We start from the raw sequence: 15946 nt of genomic DNA on the forward strand, positions 1-15946 counted from the left end.
TTCTCACCATCCTTTCTTATTCTGCGCTTGGTTGGAAGTTTCTGCAAATTCAGAGATAGCAGCATCAAGCTTTTCCGTATCTGGCAACTTGCCAGTTGTCTTGATTTCATCCAAAAGATCCTTGTAATTGTTATCGAAGAAATCAAACAATGAATCTTGGTAAGCCAAAATATCATCAACGGCAACGGAATCGAGATATCCGTGTGTCAATGCATACAAGATGACAACCTGTTTTTCAACGGGAAGCGGCTTGTGCAACGGCTGTTTCAATACTTCAACAGTCCGACGACCACGATTCAATTTAGCTTGCGTAGCTTCATCAAGGTCTGAACCAAATTGAGCAAACGATTCAAGTTCACGATATGATGAAAGATCCAAACGAAGCGTACCGGCAACCTTCTTCATCGCCTTGATTTGCGCATCCCCACCAACACGGGAAACAGAAGTTCCGGCATCGATCGCAGGACGAACGCCTGAATAGAAATTATCGCTATCCAAGAAAATTTGTCCGTCAGTAATCGAAATAACGTTTGTCGGAATGTATGCCGAAACGTCGCCAGCCTTTGTTTCAATGAATGGGAGAGCAGTCATCGAACCTCCGCCAAGCTCATCGCTCAACTTGGCCGCACGTTCAAGCAAACGTGAGTGCAAGTAGAAGACATCGCCAGGATAAGCTTCACGACCAGGCGGACGTCTCAAAATAAGTGAAAGTTCACGATAAGCGTCAGCCTGCTTGGACAAATCATCATAAACGATCAAAACATGCTTGCCGTTGAACATGAATTCTTCCCCCATTGCCGCACCGGCATATGGAGCAAGCCACAACAACGGAGCCGGTGAAGAAGGACCGGCAGAAACAACGATCGTGTAGTCCATTGCGCCGTACTTGCGCAAAGTTTCAACCTGCGTGCGCACGGTTGATTCCTTTTGACCAATTGCAACATAGATACAAATCATGTCCTGACCTTTTTGGTTGATGATCGTATCAATAGCAATTGAAGTCTTACCTGTCTTACGGTCACCGATAACCAATTCACGTTGGCCGCGACCGATCGGAACCAAGGCATCGATTGCTTTAATACCTGTTTGCAAAGGTTCCGTAACAGATTGACGGTCCATAACGCCGGGAGCTTTATGCTCGACTGGACGTGTCTTATCTGTCTTGATTTCTCCTAAACCGTCGATAGGTTGTCCCAATGGGTTAACAACGCGCCCGATAAGAGCATCGCCTACAGGGACTTCCATGATGCGGCCGGTACGCTTAACGGTATCGCCTTCGCGAATACCCTTGAAACTACCGAGAACAACGATACCTACATCGTTGGCTTCCAAGTTTTGAGCCATTCCGTATGTACCGTCTTCAAATTGAAGCAGTTCACCGGATAAGGCATTATCAAGCCCGTTTGCACGCGCAACACCGTCACCGACGTATGTTACGGTACCAACTTCATCAACGGTAAGCTCATCTTTGTAATTTGCTAATTGTTGCTTGATAAGAGCACTGATTTCCTCAGCCTTAATGCTCATAAAAGTCTCACCTCTTAAAAATCACTTAATTAACAGACGCTTGATGCTTTCAATCCTTGACTTGATCGAACCATCATAAACGCAGCTTTCTGATTGCATCACCACGCCGCCGATGATATCAGGATCAATCACTGAATCAACCAGGACTTTTTCGGCACCAACAACATTAGCAAACGAAGATGCAAGTTTTTCTTTTTGATCTTCATCCAATTCGATCGCAGTCGTCACTTTTACGCGTACTGTTTTTTCGAATTCGTCGTTCAATCTGTTAAATTCATCGATGACGTCTTCAAGGTTTGCAATTCGTCCATAGTCAAACAACATGTCCAAAAGATTCGTTGTAACCTCTGAAGCCCCATCTGTAATATTCTTGATCATGGCAAGCTTTTCTTCTTGTTTAATTGAAGGACTCGTCATGAACGTGATAAATTTTGGTTCTGCGTCGATAATTTTCTTGATTTCCGCCAATTCAAGAAGAACATCCGAACGAACGTCCTTTTCCTGAACGACTTCAAACAAGGCTTTGCCATAGCGCTTAGCTACTGTTTGTCTATCTAATGCCATTTTGCTTCCCCAACCCTTCGATGTATGAGTCTACCAAGGCTTTTTGATCCTCAGCATTCAATTCTTTTTGAATGATCTTAGAAGCAATTTCAATAGATAATTCAGCTACGTCGTTTTTAATTCCGGACATAGCTTCTTGACGCTGTTGCTCAATGTCTTTTTTGGCATTGTCTTTCATCGTCATGACTTCCGATTGAGCAGAATCAACGATGCTTGCCTTTTGCTGTTCGCCGTTTTGCTTCGCACGATCGATAATCTTTGAAGCTTCAACGTGAGAATCTTTCAAAGCTTCTTCACGTTGTGCAGCCAATTCCTCAGCTTTTTTGCGCGCATCTTCCGCAGAATCGATATCGTTTGCGATTTTGTTTGCACGCTTTTCCATCATCTCAGTTACGGGACCCCAAGCAAAATGCTTAACGGCTGCAATCAAGACTACAAATGTCAGCAAATAAAAGAGAAAGTCGCCCCATTGAACACCTTCAGCAGCACCGATTAAAAATGTTGCATTCATCTATTGACACCTCCTAATCTGACAATATCTAAAAACATATTGATAGAATAGGATTACTTGTTCAACAACATGAATGAAATAACAACGGCGATGATAGGAACGGCTTCAATCAAACCAACACCGATAAACATCGTCGTACGCAATTGACCGGAAAGTTCCGGCTGACGTGCCATTGATTCAAGAGTCTTGGAAATTACAAGACCGTTACCAATACCTGTACCGATAGCAGCGAAACCTGCGGCAAGACCCGCACCAAATAAAGCTAAACCTGTTGCCATAATATAAAATCCTCCTCGATTTTCCTATGTGTTATTCTTTTTCGACCTTTTGAGACATATAAACCATTGTCAACGTTACAAAGACGTAGGCCTGGATTGAACCAATAAATACTGAGAAACCTTGCCAAACCATCTCAAGCGGAAAGGCCGGAATCAATGTCCATGGTGCAGCCGCTTTTCCCAATTGTTGATAAATTACGGTCAGCAAAACTTCACCAGAATAGATATTCCCGTAAAGACGCAAAGCCAATGTCAAGAAATTCGTAAATTGTTCGATGATATTAATCGGGAACAATGCGGGCATCGGGCTGAAATAAGAATTCTTTACATAACCCTTAAACCCGAATTTCACGACACCCATCAAGTGGGACAGCAGCAATACAGCGAAGGCAAGTGTCAAAGTTGTCGCCGTAGAAGCAGTAGGACTCTTGATGTAGGTAATGCCACCAACGTTGACCTGGAAAATTAAACCAAGCTGGTTGGAGATGAAAATGAACATAAAAAGCGTAAACGCCAAAACGCCATACTTCTTGCCCTCTTCATCAGGAATTGCACTTTTGACAATTCCGTTGGTGAAATCAATTGCCCATTCAAGAACGTTCTGTTTTCCGTTTGGTTTCATCTCCACCTTTCGAGACAGCCAAAAGACTAAGAAAAATACGATAAGTGCTGCAACGAAACCTGACAGACAGTTTCCGACATTGAAAGGAATACCAAAAAGCTTCAATACTTGAGCTTCTTCACTCACAAAGTCTCACCTCTTTTCAAATGTGATCAATACGGTCAAACATCTTGGTCGAACCATAAGGATAAAGCAAGACAAAGACACAAAAATATCTTTGAATACAACTGAAATAATACCACCATTTACGTGAAAATACAAAGCAGAAAAAACAGGTTTTTCATGGCATTTTCGCGAAAAGTTGTGAAGAAATACGTATAAAGACTGATGAAAATGTGTATTTTCAAAGGCTTATAGCGCTTCCAAGGTAATTTCAAATTTATTTCTTATTTTCAGAATTTTCTGACATTTTGTTTATTTTGTTCCAAATAAACGGTCGCCTGCATCTCCCAATCCCGGAACGATATAACCGTCTTCATTCAAATGATCGTCCAAAGAAGCAGCAAAAATATCAATGTCCGGATGCGCCTCTCGCAAAGCCTTGACACCTTCAGGAGCCGCTACCAGACAAACGAACTTGATGGACTTGGCACCGCGTTTCTTCAAAGCATCAACGGCCATGATTGCAGATCCGCCCGTCGCAAGCATCGGATCGACGATGAACATGTCTCGATCACCAAGATCACCGGGCATCTTCACGAAATATTCGTGCGGCTGAAGAGTTTCCTCATCACGGTACATCCCGATATGTCCGACTTTTGCCGCCGGAATCAAATTCAATATCCCTTCGACCATTCCAAGGCCCGCGCGAAGAATCGGAACAACGACGACTTTCTTTCCGGCAAGACGCTTCTTGACCGTCTTGCCCATCGGTGTTTCGATTTCAACGTCTTCAAGTGGCATGTCTCTTGAAACTTCATATGCCATCAGCGTTGCAATTTCATCGACGACCTGTCGAAATTCGCGCGTTCCGCAATCCTTTTTTCGAATAATCGTTAATTTGTGTTGAATCAATGGATGGTCCAAGACCTCGAATTTTCCCATGATATCCACCTGTCGTATAAAATACGGACAATCATGGCCCCGTGTGGTTATTCGGCCATGCTTGAGAAAGAAAATACGACTTTTCCTTTCCTTAATTGTTTTTGCCGCAAACATCGCATCCGATATTCCGATCGAAGTCCTTAAAAATTGGTCGGAATCCGTTTTTGCATGATTGTAACCAGCAGTAATATCCACCCCGCATTCTGCTCTTTCTGTGGATATCGACTTTTTTGACTATGACCTCTTTCCGGTCCTGCTTTTACATAATAATTTTAGCCGAAACAAAACTTTTTTTCTATAAAATTATACCAAAAGAGAGTCTCCAAATCATCAGACACTCCCCCCAAATCAAATTTTGTCAAAAAAAACGTTTCCGGCAGACTTTTTCAGTCGATTCATGTATGCTTCGCCAAGTCCTGCTTCTTTCACTCCTGCACACAAAATAAAGTCGACCTTTTCTTCTGAATCAAAATAACGCAACCCGGCAAACAGGCGACGACTGGCATCAAAAACCGTGTCCCCCAAGCTATATGACAGTTTCTTTGGAAGATCTGCATTTTTTAAAACTTCATTGAATGCCATCACGCCGACTCTTTCCTGCTTGTTTTTGCGCCACAAAAGAGCCTTGTCCCAATCCCCTGCTTTGACGATCAGAACCTGAGCATCCGGAGCATAGTGCTTATACTTCATTCCAGGGGCTTTTGGAACTTCTTTCATGCCGACCTTGTGTTTGTCTGATAAAACAGTTTCCTTGAGCACTTCTTCAAGCTGCTCAACGGTCACTGCACCAGGTCTCAAGATAACCGGATGCTCCGAACTCAGATCGATGATTGTTGATTCGACTCCGACCTGAGTCGGTCCGTCATCCAAAATCCCGGCAATTCGTCCTTCCAAATCATGATAAACATGCTGTGCGGTCGTCGGACTAGGCTTTCCGGAAGAATTGGCGGAAGGACCGACAATGGGAACGCCTGCCGATTCGATCAGCTTAAGCGTTGCTTTGTTTTGAGGCATGCGAAAAGCGGCCGTTTCCAGTCCGCCAGTGACTGCTTTTGAAAGTGCCCCTTCTTTGATTTTCAAAATCATCGTCAACGGTCCGGGCCAAAAAGCATCCATCAGCTTAACCGCTCTTTCAGGCAAGCTTTCGACATACTCCTCAACCATTTTTCGTGAAGAAACCGTTACAATCAAAGGATTGTCAGAGGGTCTTCCCTTTGCCAAATACACTCTCTTGACTGCCTGCTCATTTGTCGCATCTGCACCGAGACCATACACGGTTTCTGTGGGAAACGCGATTAATTCGCCAAGGCACAGTTCATTTGCCGCTTTTTCGATTTCGTCGGTTGTATAAATTTTAGTAATCAGCATCTTTTTCCCTTTCCAAGCTCAAAAACGAACTCTGACCATCCGATCATGTCCACTTTCGTCTTTTTTAAGCGTAACTTCTGCTTTCGGATAAGCCTTTTCAAACATTTCAACCACGGCTTTTCCCTGTAAAAATCCAATTTCAAGATATAAGCTGCCACCATTTTTAAGGTGATCTTTTAGCTGGCGACAAATTTTTTGATAAATCGCAAGACCATTGTTTTCAGCAAACAAGGCCAGCGTGGGTTCATGTTCAAACACGCTCTTATCCATGTACTTTTTTTCTGATTCGGCAATGTATGGAGGATTTGACACGATGATGTCAAATTTGCCGTCAATCTCATCAAAAACGTCGCTCAATTTGAATTCAGCCTTAAGCTTCAATCGTTTGGCATTTTTTTTGGCAACCCCCAAAGCCTCCGAAGAAACATCACTAAGCATTCCCTTCCACAAAGGCTTTTCGGCCTTAAGCGTCAAACCGATTGCTCCGCTTCCGGTTCCGATGTCTAAAAATTCAGCATCCGTCCCAGGATTATCATGCAGAATCCATTCCACCAAATCTTCAGTCTCAACCCTCGGAATAAGCGTGCTTTCATTGACAAAAAAAGTCCTCTTGAAAAAGACCGCTTTTGAAAGCACATATTGCGGAGGAATCCCTTCGGCGCATTTTCCAACGTTTTGCCTGAAGACCTCAAAGTCTTCCTTCGAGAATTCATCGCGATAGTGCATCAACAAATGCGTAACGTCCCAGTCCATCTGACCGCAAATCAGCATATCGATCGTGCTGCGTTCCATTCCGTGATCGTCAGCAAAAGAAAAAGCCCATTTCTGGGCTTCAAAAACATTCATCTTATCAGCCATTTTGCAATTCTTCCAAAGCTTTGGTCTGATCATAGAGCACGAGCGCATCGATAACGTCATCCAACTCGCCATTCATGATTCTGTCGAGCTTGTTGAGCGACAAGCCGATGCGATGATCCGTCACGCGATTTTGCGGATAATTGTAGGTTCTGATTCTCTCGGAACGATCACCGGTTCCGACGGCAGACTTGCGATTTTCGTCATATTCGCTTTGTTCCTGCGATTTGTAGTAATCGTAAACGCGCGCTTTCAAAATTTTCATTGCCTTCTCACGGTTCTGCTGCTGCGAACGCTGATCTTGCATCGCAACAACGATTCCCGTTGGGAGGTGAGTCATTCGAACGGCAGAACTGGTTTTGTTGATGTGCTGTCCGCCGGCACCGGACGAACGATAGACGTCAACTCTGATATCTTTTGGATCAAGATCGATTTCAACGTCTTCTTCTTCCGGCATCACAACGACAGTTGCAGTCGAAGTATGAACGCGTCCTGCCGATTCCGTTACTGGAACTCGCTGAACACGGTGTGCTCCGCTTTCGTACTTGAGCTTTGACCAAACGTTTTTGCCATTGATGGTAAGCGCAATTTCTTTAAATCCCCCGACCTCAGTCATATTTTTGTCAATGACTTCAATCGACCATCCTTGCCGTTCGGCATATTTGCTGTACATCGAAAACAGATCTGCAGCAAACAGACTTGCTTCATCACCGCCGGCAGCACCGCGAATCTCCATGATAAGGTCTTTGCCATCGTTAGGGTCTTTTGGCAAAAGCAAAATTTTGATCTCTTGTTCAAGTTTCTGCTTTTCATTTTTTGAATCAGAAAGTTCTTCCTTGACCATTGCGGCCATTTCGTCATCAAGCCCTGTAGAAAGCATTTCCTCATCGTCTTTTATCTGCTGCACGACCTGTTTATATTTTTCATATTTCTCAACCGTTTCGCGCAAATCGGCCATTTCCTTGGACAGTTCCATAAAACGCTTGGAATCTGCAATCACGTCAGGATCCGATAAAAGTTCGCCTAATTCTTCATAGCGATCTGCCAGCATTTGAAGCCTGTCGAATAGTTTATCCATTTTCATTCTCCTTTTCAATAATATGTGCGTTTTTCATTGGCGGAAAGAAATAATGCTTGCGACAAACCGGATAATACGATTCGTTTCCGCCGATTAAAATCTGTTCTCCGTCATAAACGGGCTTTCCATCATTAACACGCAGGTTCATTATTGCTTTCTTGCAGCAAAACCAGCAAATCGTTTTCATTTCTTCTATTTTGTCTGCATAGAGCAATAAATATTTTGATCCCTCAAACAATTCGTTTCTGAAATCGTTTTTTAATCCAAAAGTCATTACGGGAATCTTTAGCTCATCAACGACTTTCGTCAATTCCAATACATGGTGTTTCGACAGAAACTGGGCTTCGTCCACCAGCACGCACGATGCGTCGGGATTGATCGAAACGACCTTTTCATACAGATCGTCTTCGTCAAACACCGGAACTGCTTTGCGTTTCATCCCTATTCGACTCGAAACGTATCCGACCGAATCGCGGTCATCGATTCCGCTTGTCATGATGATGACGCTCTTGTTTTGTTCCTCATAATTATGAGCAACTTTAAGGATTTCTATCGTTTTGCCACTGTTCATTGCGCCGTAACGAAAAAAAAGCTGTGCCACTTGATAAGCCCCCATCTGAAAAAATTCGTTCCTTTCAAGTATATATTATTCGCGCAAAAATTTCATCACTAAAAATTTTTTGTCCGAACAAAATACGTGCCTTATGCAAAATTCATGGTAAAATGTTTTTGATGTATCTAGAATTGGAGGAAGTAAAATGTCTTTCAGAAGTTCACTTGCAATTCTAGCCGGAAAGTCTTCCCGCTGGTTTTTGCATAACTTTATGCACGGAGGAACCTCTCTTCCCGGCAAATTGACCCTCAAAATTGATCCGAACGTGCTTCAAACCCTTGCCAAAGACTACGAAATCATTGTCATCACAGGCACGAACGGCAAAACTCTGACCACGGCTTTGACGGTCAAAGTCCTTGAATCAAAATTCGGTCACGTTCTGACCAATAAGAGCGGTTCAAACATGAAACAAGGTATCGTCACTGCATTTTTATCGGATAAAGTTTCAGAAAAATCCGGCAAAAAGCTGGCCGTCCTCGAAACGGACGAAGCTAATGTTCCGATTATCTGTCGCTACGTAAGTCCTTCAATTTTTGTTTTGACCAATCTTTTCCGCGATCAGATGGATCGCTACGGTGAAATCTACACGACTTATGATAAAATTCTGACCGGAATTCGCATGCATCCTGATGCGCTCGTGATTGCCAATGGAGATGCTCCGATCTTCAACAGCAAAGAATTGAAAAACAAGGTCGTTTACTACGGTTTTGCAGACAAAGAAGAAGAAGATCAAAAAGCTCCCGCAAATACCGATGGTCTGCTTTGTCCGCGCTGCCACCATATTCTGCATTTTAAATACAGAACCTACAGCAACCTTGGCAAATATTTCTGTCCCGAATGCGGTTTTAAACGACCTGAACTGACGTATTCGCTAAATCAGATCAGTTCTCAGTCGCCACAATCATCTGTTTTTGAAATTGACAGCGCAAAAGTCGAGCTGCATATCGGCGGAACCTATAATATCTACAATGCCCTGGCAGCATATTCAGTCGGCCGAACCCTGGGACTTTCAGGAGATGAATCCGCACGAGCTCTGAGCGATAACGATGAAAAAGTCTTTGGCAGACAGGAAGTCATCAACATTGACGACAAACAGACGACTTTGATCCTGGTCAAGAACCCGGTCGGGCTCGACCAGGTTCTTGAAATGATTTCAACCGACAAGGAACCCTTTTCACTGGCAGTCCTGCTTAATGCCAATTATGCTGACGGAATCGATACAAGCTGGATTTGGGACGGTAACTTCGAAGGACTGCCGTTTGACAGAATTCCTTCCGTTTTAACGGGCGGAGAGCGCTATAAGGATATCACTTTCCGTTTGCGAGTTGCCGGCGTTCCTGAAAAAAACTTCAGTCAGCGCGAAAAGCTCGAAGACGTTGTTTCGTTTATCAAACAGATGCCGACTGATCATGTCTACGTTTTGGCAACATATACTGCCGTTTTGCAGTTGCGCAAGCTTTTGAGCGAACAAAGATATATCAAAGGAGGGATGGACTGATGGGCTACTCGCTTCATTTGGCACACTTATACGGCGATCTTTTGAACACTTACGGAGACATCGGCAATGTTTTGGTGCTTGAGTATTATGCAAAACAAATGGGCATCGAGTTTACCAGCGAAATCGTCTCGATTGAACAGGACTTCGATGAAAAAAAATTTGATCTTGCCTTTTTCGGCGGCGGTCAGGATTTTGAGCAGGCAATCGTTTCAAAAGACATTCAGCGCATGAAGGAATCTTTGACGACATTCATTGAAGACGATGGCCCGATGCTTGCCATCTGCGGTGGCTATCAGCTTCTTGGTCAATACTATATCGGTGCTCACGGTGAAAGAATCGAAGGTATTCATGCCTTGAGCCATCATACTGAAAGTCAGATCAACCATCGTTTCATCGGTGACATTACGATTAAAAACGAAGAAACCGGCGAAACATACCATGGTTTCGAAAACCACAACGGATTGACTTTTCTTGGAGAAGATGAAAAGCCGCTCGGAATCGTCATTTCAGGAAATGGCAACAACGGAAGCGACAAGACTGAAGGAGCCATCTACAAAAACGTCTGCTGCTCATACTTCCATGGACCGATTCTTGCAAGAAACGGTCTTTTGGCCAAGCGTTTGCTGCTCGCTGCGTTAAAACGCAAATATCCGAATGATGATTTTTCAAAACAGGAAGCGTTGGAAATCAAGGCAACTTATTAATGGAACGTAAACGTTTCGGGGCGAGGAATTTGTTTTCTCGTCTTTTTTGCGTCTCTAAATGCTAAAAAGAGGCTGCAAAAGTCACGTTTCCTCTTGAATTAAATGAAATATCGAACAATGCGGTCGGTTTCTGACTGATTTTGTCCAGCATCCCCTTAATTTTGATGTATAAAACTACTCTTTTTAGTTAAATACAGTGCCGCTCAAACAATCCATCCAGGATTTCATTCAAATCTACGGACACGTGTTGCTTTGAGTTATTTCCATCATCACGGACAATTGTCAAGCATACACAAAAAAACCGGAACAGATTTGCAATTGATTACAAATCATCCGGTTTTTAAATTTGAGGCATAGTTTTTCAAGCCTGTTCAAATTCAAATATTTAAATTAAGCTTTTTGACCAGGTTCAGAAGCGATAATCATGACGTTGCCTGAAACGGTCCATTCCTTAACATCAAATGGAAGAACGAAGTGAACGCCTTTTTCAATTTCATAATCCTTGCCGTCAACCGTCAGCTTGCCTTTGCCGTCCAAAACGGATACGAGCGTATAAGGTGCTTCTTCGCGCTTGAACGTTGCGCTGCCGCCCTTAAGAACCCATCTGTAGACGGCGAAGAAGTCAGTCGAAACAAAACGCGTAACCTCAGCATCGCCAACTTTATATTCCTTGCGGTCAATCTTTGGATCCACATGCGGAACGTTCGTAACGTCGATTGATTGCTTAATGTGAAGTTCGCGCTTTTTCCCCGTTGTTGCATCAACGCGATCAAAATCATAAAGACGGTATGTCGTGTCAGAGCTTTGCTGCGTTTCAAGCACCATGATACCGGCACCGATTGCATGAATCGTACCAGAAGGAACGTACAAAAAATCACCAGGTTTAACGGGAACTTTGCGTAAAAGCTTGTCCCATTCGTGATTCTCAATCATTTCAGCTAATTCTTCACGACTATTCGCATGATGACCATAGTACATCTGCGCTCCTTCATCAGCAGCCAAAACATACCAGCATTCCGTTTTGCCGAGTTCGTGTTCGTGTTCTTCGGCATAAGCATCGTCAGGATGGACTTGAACGGAAAGATCTTTTTTGGCATCCAAAATCTTTGTCAAAAGCGGAAAAACGTCACCTTCAGCATTCCCGAATGCTTCGCGATGCTTATTCCAAACTTCGTCAAGAGTCATCCCTTTGTATGGTCCGTTAATGACCGTTGCAGGGCCATGCTTGTGTGCTGAAATTGCCCAGCATTCACCCGTATGATCACTTGGAATGTCGTATCCGTAAACAGTATTTAAACGATTGCCGCCCCATATTTTTTCCTGGAAGACAGGCTTTAAAAACATTGGTTCCGTCATCAAAATCACCTCTAAAAATGTATATACATATTATAGCATGGCTTTCTTGTTTTTGCACAAAATATTTGTAAACATTTTCATCTACTTTTATTGATTTTCTTTTAAATAACACTCGATGATCTTATCGCGACAATCAAGAAATTTTTGATTGTCCGAAGTCGGATGCACGCGGTTGGTCAAAACAATCAATGCTGATTGCCGTTTCTTGTCAATCAAAATAAACGTTCCGGTAAAGCCGGTATGGTAAAGACAAGGTGTTCCATCATAAGAAAAACGCAGATCCCATCCTAAAGAGCGGCCAAGATGTCTGTTTGGAGTATGATCTTGGAACAGGCTCCTGATCGTTGCATCAGACACGACCGGCTTGTGCGGATCATTTTCAAGCATCCAGTTCGAAAAACGCACCAAATCATTGAGACTCATAAACAATCCGGCAGATCCGCAATGTTTGCCAAGAATAAACGCCTTTGGATCATGAACGATGCCTTGAATCAATCCACGTTTTTCAGTGTATTCCGTCGGTACGCATTTGTCGCTTGAAGGGGTAAAAGTACTTTCTTTCAATCCGAGCGGTTTGAGAACTTCTTGTTCAATCGCATCCTGGACCGGCATCCCGTATATTTTTTCAATAATCTGTCCCAAAAGAATCGGACCGATATCTGCATAGACGACTTTCTTTTCGAACCAGTCGCCGACTTTTAACGTATATAAAGCATCCATCAGCTCGGTTGCAGAAAGTCCATTGCGATTTTTGATATATCCGGTAAGCGCCGACGTATGAGTCAATAAATGCCTGAGGGTGACTCTTTTGTCACTGAATTTTTCAAGATAGTCACATACCCGATCATCAACCGTTAACTTTCCAATCTCCTGCAAATGCAAAATCAAAGTCGTCGTCCCGATGACTTTGGTCAAAGATGCAACATCATACAGCTTGCCATACGTCAATTTCTTTTTGAACGGAACCACCTGTTCCATTCCAAAAACTTCGCTTTGAACGTATCCGTCCTTGATCATAGCATACGAGACGCCAGGAACGATGCCTTCCTCAGCCAATTTATGAATCAAGGACGTTGTTTTTTCATTAATCAATCTTTTCACTCTCTTGCTTAATCTGGTTTACATATTTTATTTCGAAATTGCCGTTTTTGTAATCTATCAGGCTGGCTCGCGAATTATCGACCAAAAATAACGGCACCTCGCCTTTCAAACTTTCAATGAAGTTGGAAAGAATCAGGCCATGCGTAACGATCAAAATATTCGCATTCTGATCAGGATATTCTTGCGCAATCGTTTCAAGCGCCCGCCTGAAACGTTTTTCCAAATGAACCGAGGTTTCGATTTCTTCTTCGCCATCCATTGTTCTGAACAGCTCGGTCAGCTCTGCCACGTGCTCATCATTTGCAAAAGCACGCAAAATCCTGCGCAATCCAAGCGTTCTGAGCGCAGTCGGAATTACCGTCATGTTGTTTGCTTCTTCAAATTTTCCAAAGCTCAGTTCACGCAAGTCTGGATCACGGTATACGGGCGGACATCCTCGCTTGTTTTCCGAAAGGATCAATTCGGCAGTTTCATGAGTTCGCTTAAGATCGCTCGTATAAACGGCCGTAAATCGAATATTTTGCAACTCCTTGCCAAGTCGCTTCGCCATTCGTTTGCCTTTTTTGGTCAACGGCGAGTTGGTTGTTCCTTGGAGTCTTCTTGAGCGATTTAATCTCGTTTGTCCGTGACGAACCAAATAAAAATGAATCGTAGCCATGAATCTTCTCACCTCATTTCTTGGAATCGTGTCTAATTATATTATAGTACGACATGCAAAACGTTTCATTCTTTTTTCAAAATCCAGTGCTTGCGGCATCAAAAATTCAATTTTAAAAACAGCGCATCCGAGTTGATTCGAAATGCGTTTATCAAAAAAAAGGCTGGAAAAAAAGTCCAGTTTTTCTCTTGAATTAAATGAAATACCAAACGAAGACGGTCGATTTGCGACTGCTTTTGTCAGTCATTTTTTAAATACAGTGCTGCTCAACTAATCTAGTCAAAATCTCATTCAAATTTGCCACCGGCCTCTTTTCGGCTGTTTCCATCACGGAAAGCGATTGTCATGCATACAAAAAAACCGAATCAGACTTGCGATTGCTTGCAAATCATCCGGTTTTTCAATTTGAGGCATAGTTTTTCCCAGCCTCTTTTCAGATTGAAACGTCAACGATCGAAGTCGAAAAAACGCTTATCAATCTTATTCTATTCATATGACAGCTCTACAAAATACGCGGCCCGCTTTTTTAAGTGTGAAGTCGTTGCCCAAATTTCGTGAAAGCCGATGCTTTTTTTGCCAAGCTGATTCCAATAATAATCAAGCAGGCTTCCATGCTGCTCTAAAAAACTGTCTTCCAAACGATTGACCATCAGCTTATTGTCCGGAAAATAAATATCCGCATCGGAAACTTTGACGGTATCTTTGACAAAAATCTGAACCACGTTCGTACAATGCGATTTGACAATATATCGTTCCTCTGGATGTCGCTTCAAATACGAAAGAAGATTGAAAATAGAATCTGAATTGCTTGCCATGTCTGCCCTTCTCTCTTAAAAAACATGCTGAATCTCAAAATGGCCGCTTAATTTCAAGCCATTTTTCTCACTGAGAATACGATCAAAAAATCGATGAAAACAAAAATTGACGTTGCCAAAAAGACGCTCTGATAACTGAATATGCTTGAAACCGCAGAACCGATCATTGGTCCAAACATCCCTCCTGCCGCTTGAAACGACTGATTCCAACTGAATATTCTGCCAAACGCCTCGTGCGGAACCGAGATCGTCAAAACGGTCTGAACGGCCGGAAGCATTGCTGCATTCGCCATGCCTAAAGCAAAGCGTAAACCTCCGAGCGAAACCGGACTCGATGCAAAATACATCGGAATAAACAAACAAGTTGCCAAAATCAAACCAAGCATCAAAATTTTTAGCGGTCCGACCTCATCCATCTTGTTTCCTAATCTCGATGCAACAAGCAAAGTGCCAAATCCGGGCATTGCAGCAACGATGCCGCTAACAAACGAAATATTGCCGACGCCATGCATTAATTGTTTGACCAATAAGCTTATGATTGGCGAAATTGACATCAATGACATTTGAACCAACAGCGTAGTTGCAAACATGAAGAAAATCAGGCGACGATTTTTCAAACCTGCAAAAACTTCCTTCATCGGCTTCATTTCTTTAGCAGGAATCGGCGTAAAGTGCTCTTTTGTCGTCAAAGTCATCAAAAAGACGATTCCCATCAAGACGCCAAATATCATAAACGGGGCACGATATCCGAAAATACCAGCAATCGCGCCTCCAAACATTGGACCAAGCAAGTTGCCGGTCACGCTGGCAGTCATCATTTGCGACATGATGGCCCCAGAATGTCCCTTTGGAGCTTCACCGGCCATAAAGGCCGTCGAGTTGTTGATGTAACCAGAAAAAGCTCCCTGCAAAAGTCTCAAAAAGATAATCATGTAGACGTTGGTTGCAAGCCCGGTCAAAAAAACGGTAAACGTCATCACGCCGGAAGCACGCAGGCACATCAGCTTGCGTCCTTTTCGATCTGCCAGATTGCCCCAATAAGGAGAAACAACGGCCTGAGCAAAATAAGTAACCGAAAATGCCAATCCGGAATAAAAATTGATTTGCGTCCGGCTGTAATGGCCGAAACTTTCAATGTAAAGAGCCATAAACGGCATTGTCATCGAAAAACCAAGTCCAGTGATGAAACACCCTAGCCAAAGAGTCAAAAAAGTTCTTCGCCAAGAAGCCGGCATATCCTTGTAAATCAAAAAACATCACTCCTCGCTAGATACTTTCAATTATCACTCTTACTCAAAAATTTTTCAATATCCAATCTCTTGTGCAGCGCTTTCTTATTAAGATTAGTTTTCCT

At 43.1% G+C, this 15946-nt stretch carries 17 protein-coding genes; 2 read left to right on the forward strand and 15 right to left on the reverse strand.

Annotation, left to right across the window (positions count from 1 at the left end):
- Nucleotides 1-3: 3 nt before the first annotated feature.
- From atpA to LRC_RS07115, 10 genes are all read right to left on the reverse strand, one after another.
- On the reverse strand, nucleotides 4-1527 hold the full coding sequence (atpA, locus tag LRC_RS07070) for a F0F1 ATP synthase subunit alpha (RefSeq protein ID WP_014073776.1): 1524 nt from the start codon (nucleotides 1525-1527) through the stop codon (nucleotides 4-6).
- A gap of 21 nt (nucleotides 1528-1548) precedes the next feature.
- Complete coding sequence (gene atpH, locus LRC_RS07075) at nucleotides 1549-2091, reverse strand: ATP synthase F1 subunit delta (protein WP_014073777.1); 543 nt, start codon at nucleotides 2089-2091, stop codon at nucleotides 1549-1551.
- The gene (atpF, locus tag LRC_RS07080) at nucleotides 2078-2602 is read right to left on the reverse strand and encodes a F0F1 ATP synthase subunit B (RefSeq protein WP_003694503.1); all 525 of its coding nucleotides are present in this window, start codon (nucleotides 2600-2602) and stop codon (nucleotides 2078-2080) included. The genes atpH and atpF overlap by 14 nt, the downstream gene beginning before the upstream one ends.
- Before the next feature lie 53 nt (nucleotides 2603-2655).
- The gene (gene atpE, locus LRC_RS07085) at nucleotides 2656-2880 is read right to left on the reverse strand and encodes a F0F1 ATP synthase subunit C (RefSeq protein WP_003694505.1); all 225 of its coding nucleotides are present in this window, start codon (nucleotides 2878-2880) and stop codon (nucleotides 2656-2658) included.
- Between the two features lie 31 nt (nucleotides 2881-2911).
- Nucleotides 2912-3628 carry a F0F1 ATP synthase subunit A gene (atpB, locus tag LRC_RS07090; RefSeq protein ID WP_014073778.1) on the reverse strand — a complete coding sequence of 239 codons (717 nt, stop codon included), beginning with the start codon at nucleotides 3626-3628 and terminating at the stop codon, nucleotides 2912-2914.
- A 288-nt stretch (nucleotides 3629-3916) separates the two neighbouring features.
- Nucleotides 3917-4546: a uracil phosphoribosyltransferase gene (gene upp, locus LRC_RS07095; RefSeq protein ID WP_014073779.1), complete on the reverse strand. Its 630-nt coding sequence runs from the start codon at nucleotides 4544-4546 to the stop codon at nucleotides 3917-3919.
- A 348-nt stretch (nucleotides 4547-4894) separates the two neighbouring features.
- A complete protein-coding gene (locus LRC_RS07100; protein WP_014073780.1) occupies nucleotides 4895-5914 on the reverse strand; it encodes an L-threonylcarbamoyladenylate synthase in 1020 nt (339 codons plus the stop codon).
- 18 nt (nucleotides 5915-5932) lie between these two features.
- Complete coding sequence (gene prmC, locus LRC_RS07105) at nucleotides 5933-6772, reverse strand: peptide chain release factor N(5)-glutamine methyltransferase (protein WP_014073781.1); 840 nt, start codon at nucleotides 6770-6772, stop codon at nucleotides 5933-5935.
- Nucleotides 6765-7847, reverse strand: a complete 1083-nt coding sequence (gene prfA, locus LRC_RS07110; protein WP_003698768.1) for a peptide chain release factor 1 — start codon at nucleotides 7845-7847, stop codon at nucleotides 6765-6767. Before prfA ends, prmC begins: the two co-directional genes overlap by 8 nt.
- Nucleotides 7840-8448: a thymidine kinase gene (locus tag LRC_RS07115; protein ID WP_039121705.1), complete on the reverse strand. Its 609-nt coding sequence runs from the start codon at nucleotides 8446-8448 to the stop codon at nucleotides 7840-7842. The genes prfA and LRC_RS07115 overlap by 8 nt, the downstream gene beginning before the upstream one ends.
- A 157-nt stretch (nucleotides 8449-8605) precedes the next feature.
- Here LRC_RS07115 and LRC_RS07120 point away from each other — a divergent pair, with 157 nt between their 5' ends.
- Entirely contained in the window at nucleotides 8606-9958 is a 1353-nt protein-coding gene (locus LRC_RS07120; RefSeq protein WP_014073783.1) for a Mur ligase family protein, read from the forward strand.
- The gene (locus LRC_RS07125; protein WP_014073784.1) at nucleotides 9958-10662 is read left to right on the forward strand and encodes a type 1 glutamine amidotransferase; all 705 of its coding nucleotides are present in this window, start codon (nucleotides 9958-9960) and stop codon (nucleotides 10660-10662) included. The genes LRC_RS07120 and LRC_RS07125 overlap by 1 nt, the downstream gene beginning before the upstream one ends.
- Nucleotides 10663-11052: 390 nt before the next feature.
- On the opposite strand, the gene manA is transcribed toward LRC_RS07125, so the two are convergent.
- The 5 genes from manA to LRC_RS07150 form a co-directional block, all read right to left on the reverse strand.
- Nucleotides 11053-12018: a mannose-6-phosphate isomerase, class I gene (gene manA / locus LRC_RS07130; RefSeq protein ID WP_014073785.1), complete on the reverse strand. Its 966-nt coding sequence runs from the start codon at nucleotides 12016-12018 to the stop codon at nucleotides 11053-11055.
- A gap of 87 nt (nucleotides 12019-12105) precedes the next feature.
- A complete protein-coding gene (locus LRC_RS07135; protein ID WP_041820348.1) occupies nucleotides 12106-13107 on the reverse strand; it encodes a serine hydrolase domain-containing protein in 1002 nt (333 codons plus the stop codon).
- Nucleotides 13103-13777: a histidine phosphatase family protein gene (locus LRC_RS07140; protein ID WP_014073787.1), complete on the reverse strand. Its 675-nt coding sequence runs from the start codon at nucleotides 13775-13777 to the stop codon at nucleotides 13103-13105. Before LRC_RS07140 ends, LRC_RS07135 begins: the two co-directional genes overlap by 5 nt.
- Nucleotides 13778-14262: 485 nt before the next feature.
- Nucleotides 14263-14592 (reverse strand): hypothetical protein, encoded by a 330-nt coding sequence (locus LRC_RS07145; protein WP_014073788.1) that lies wholly within the window; start codon nucleotides 14590-14592, stop codon nucleotides 14263-14265.
- 53 nt (nucleotides 14593-14645) lie between these two features.
- Nucleotides 14646-15842, reverse strand: a complete 1197-nt coding sequence (locus LRC_RS07150; protein ID WP_041820041.1) for an MFS transporter — start codon at nucleotides 15840-15842, stop codon at nucleotides 14646-14648.
- Nucleotides 15843-15946 lie beyond the last annotated feature (104 nt).

The organism is Ligilactobacillus ruminis ATCC 27782 (assembly GCF_000224985.1).
In the GTDB taxonomy this organism is placed as follows: Bacteria; Bacillota; Bacilli; order Lactobacillales; family Lactobacillaceae; genus Ligilactobacillus; species Ligilactobacillus ruminis.

Coding starts and splice junctions, on each gene's coding strand:
- atpF (WP_003694503.1), bottom strand. CDS start 2,602: ATGAATGCAACATTTTTAATCGGTGCTGCTGAAGGTGTTCAATGGGGC.
- upp (WP_014073779.1), bottom strand. CDS start 4,546: ATGGGAAAATTCGAGGTCTTGGACCATCCATTGATTCAACACAAATTA.
- LRC_RS07120 (WP_014073783.1), top strand. CDS start 8,606: ATGTCTTTCAGAAGTTCACTTGCAATTCTAGCCGGAAAGTCTTCCCGC.
- prfA (WP_003698768.1), bottom strand. CDS start 7,847: ATGGATAAACTATTCGACAGGCTTCAAATGCTGGCAGATCGCTATGAA.
- atpA (WP_014073776.1), bottom strand. CDS start 1,527: ATGAGCATTAAGGCTGAGGAAATCAGTGCTCTTATCAAGCAACAATTA.
- LRC_RS07140 (WP_014073787.1), bottom strand. CDS start 13,777: ATGGCTACGATTCATTTTTATTTGGTTCGTCACGGACAAACGAGATTA.
- manA (WP_014073785.1), bottom strand. CDS start 12,018: ATGACGGAACCAATGTTTTTAAAGCCTGTCTTCCAGGAAAAAATATGG.
- atpH (WP_014073777.1), bottom strand. CDS start 2,091: ATGGCATTAGATAGACAAACAGTAGCTAAGCGCTATGGCAAAGCCTTG.
- LRC_RS07125 (WP_014073784.1), top strand. CDS start 9,958: ATGGGCTACTCGCTTCATTTGGCACACTTATACGGCGATCTTTTGAAC.
- LRC_RS07100 (WP_014073780.1), bottom strand. CDS start 5,914: ATGCTGATTACTAAAATTTATACAACCGACGAAATCGAAAAAGCGGCA.
- LRC_RS07145 (WP_014073788.1), bottom strand. CDS start 14,592: ATGGCAAGCAATTCAGATTCTATTTTCAATCTTCTTTCGTATTTGAAG.
- prmC (WP_014073781.1), bottom strand. CDS start 6,772: ATGGCTGATAAGATGAATGTTTTTGAAGCCCAGAAATGGGCTTTTTCT.
- atpE (WP_003694505.1), bottom strand. CDS start 2,880: ATGGCAACAGGTTTAGCTTTATTTGGTGCGGGTCTTGCCGCAGGTTTC.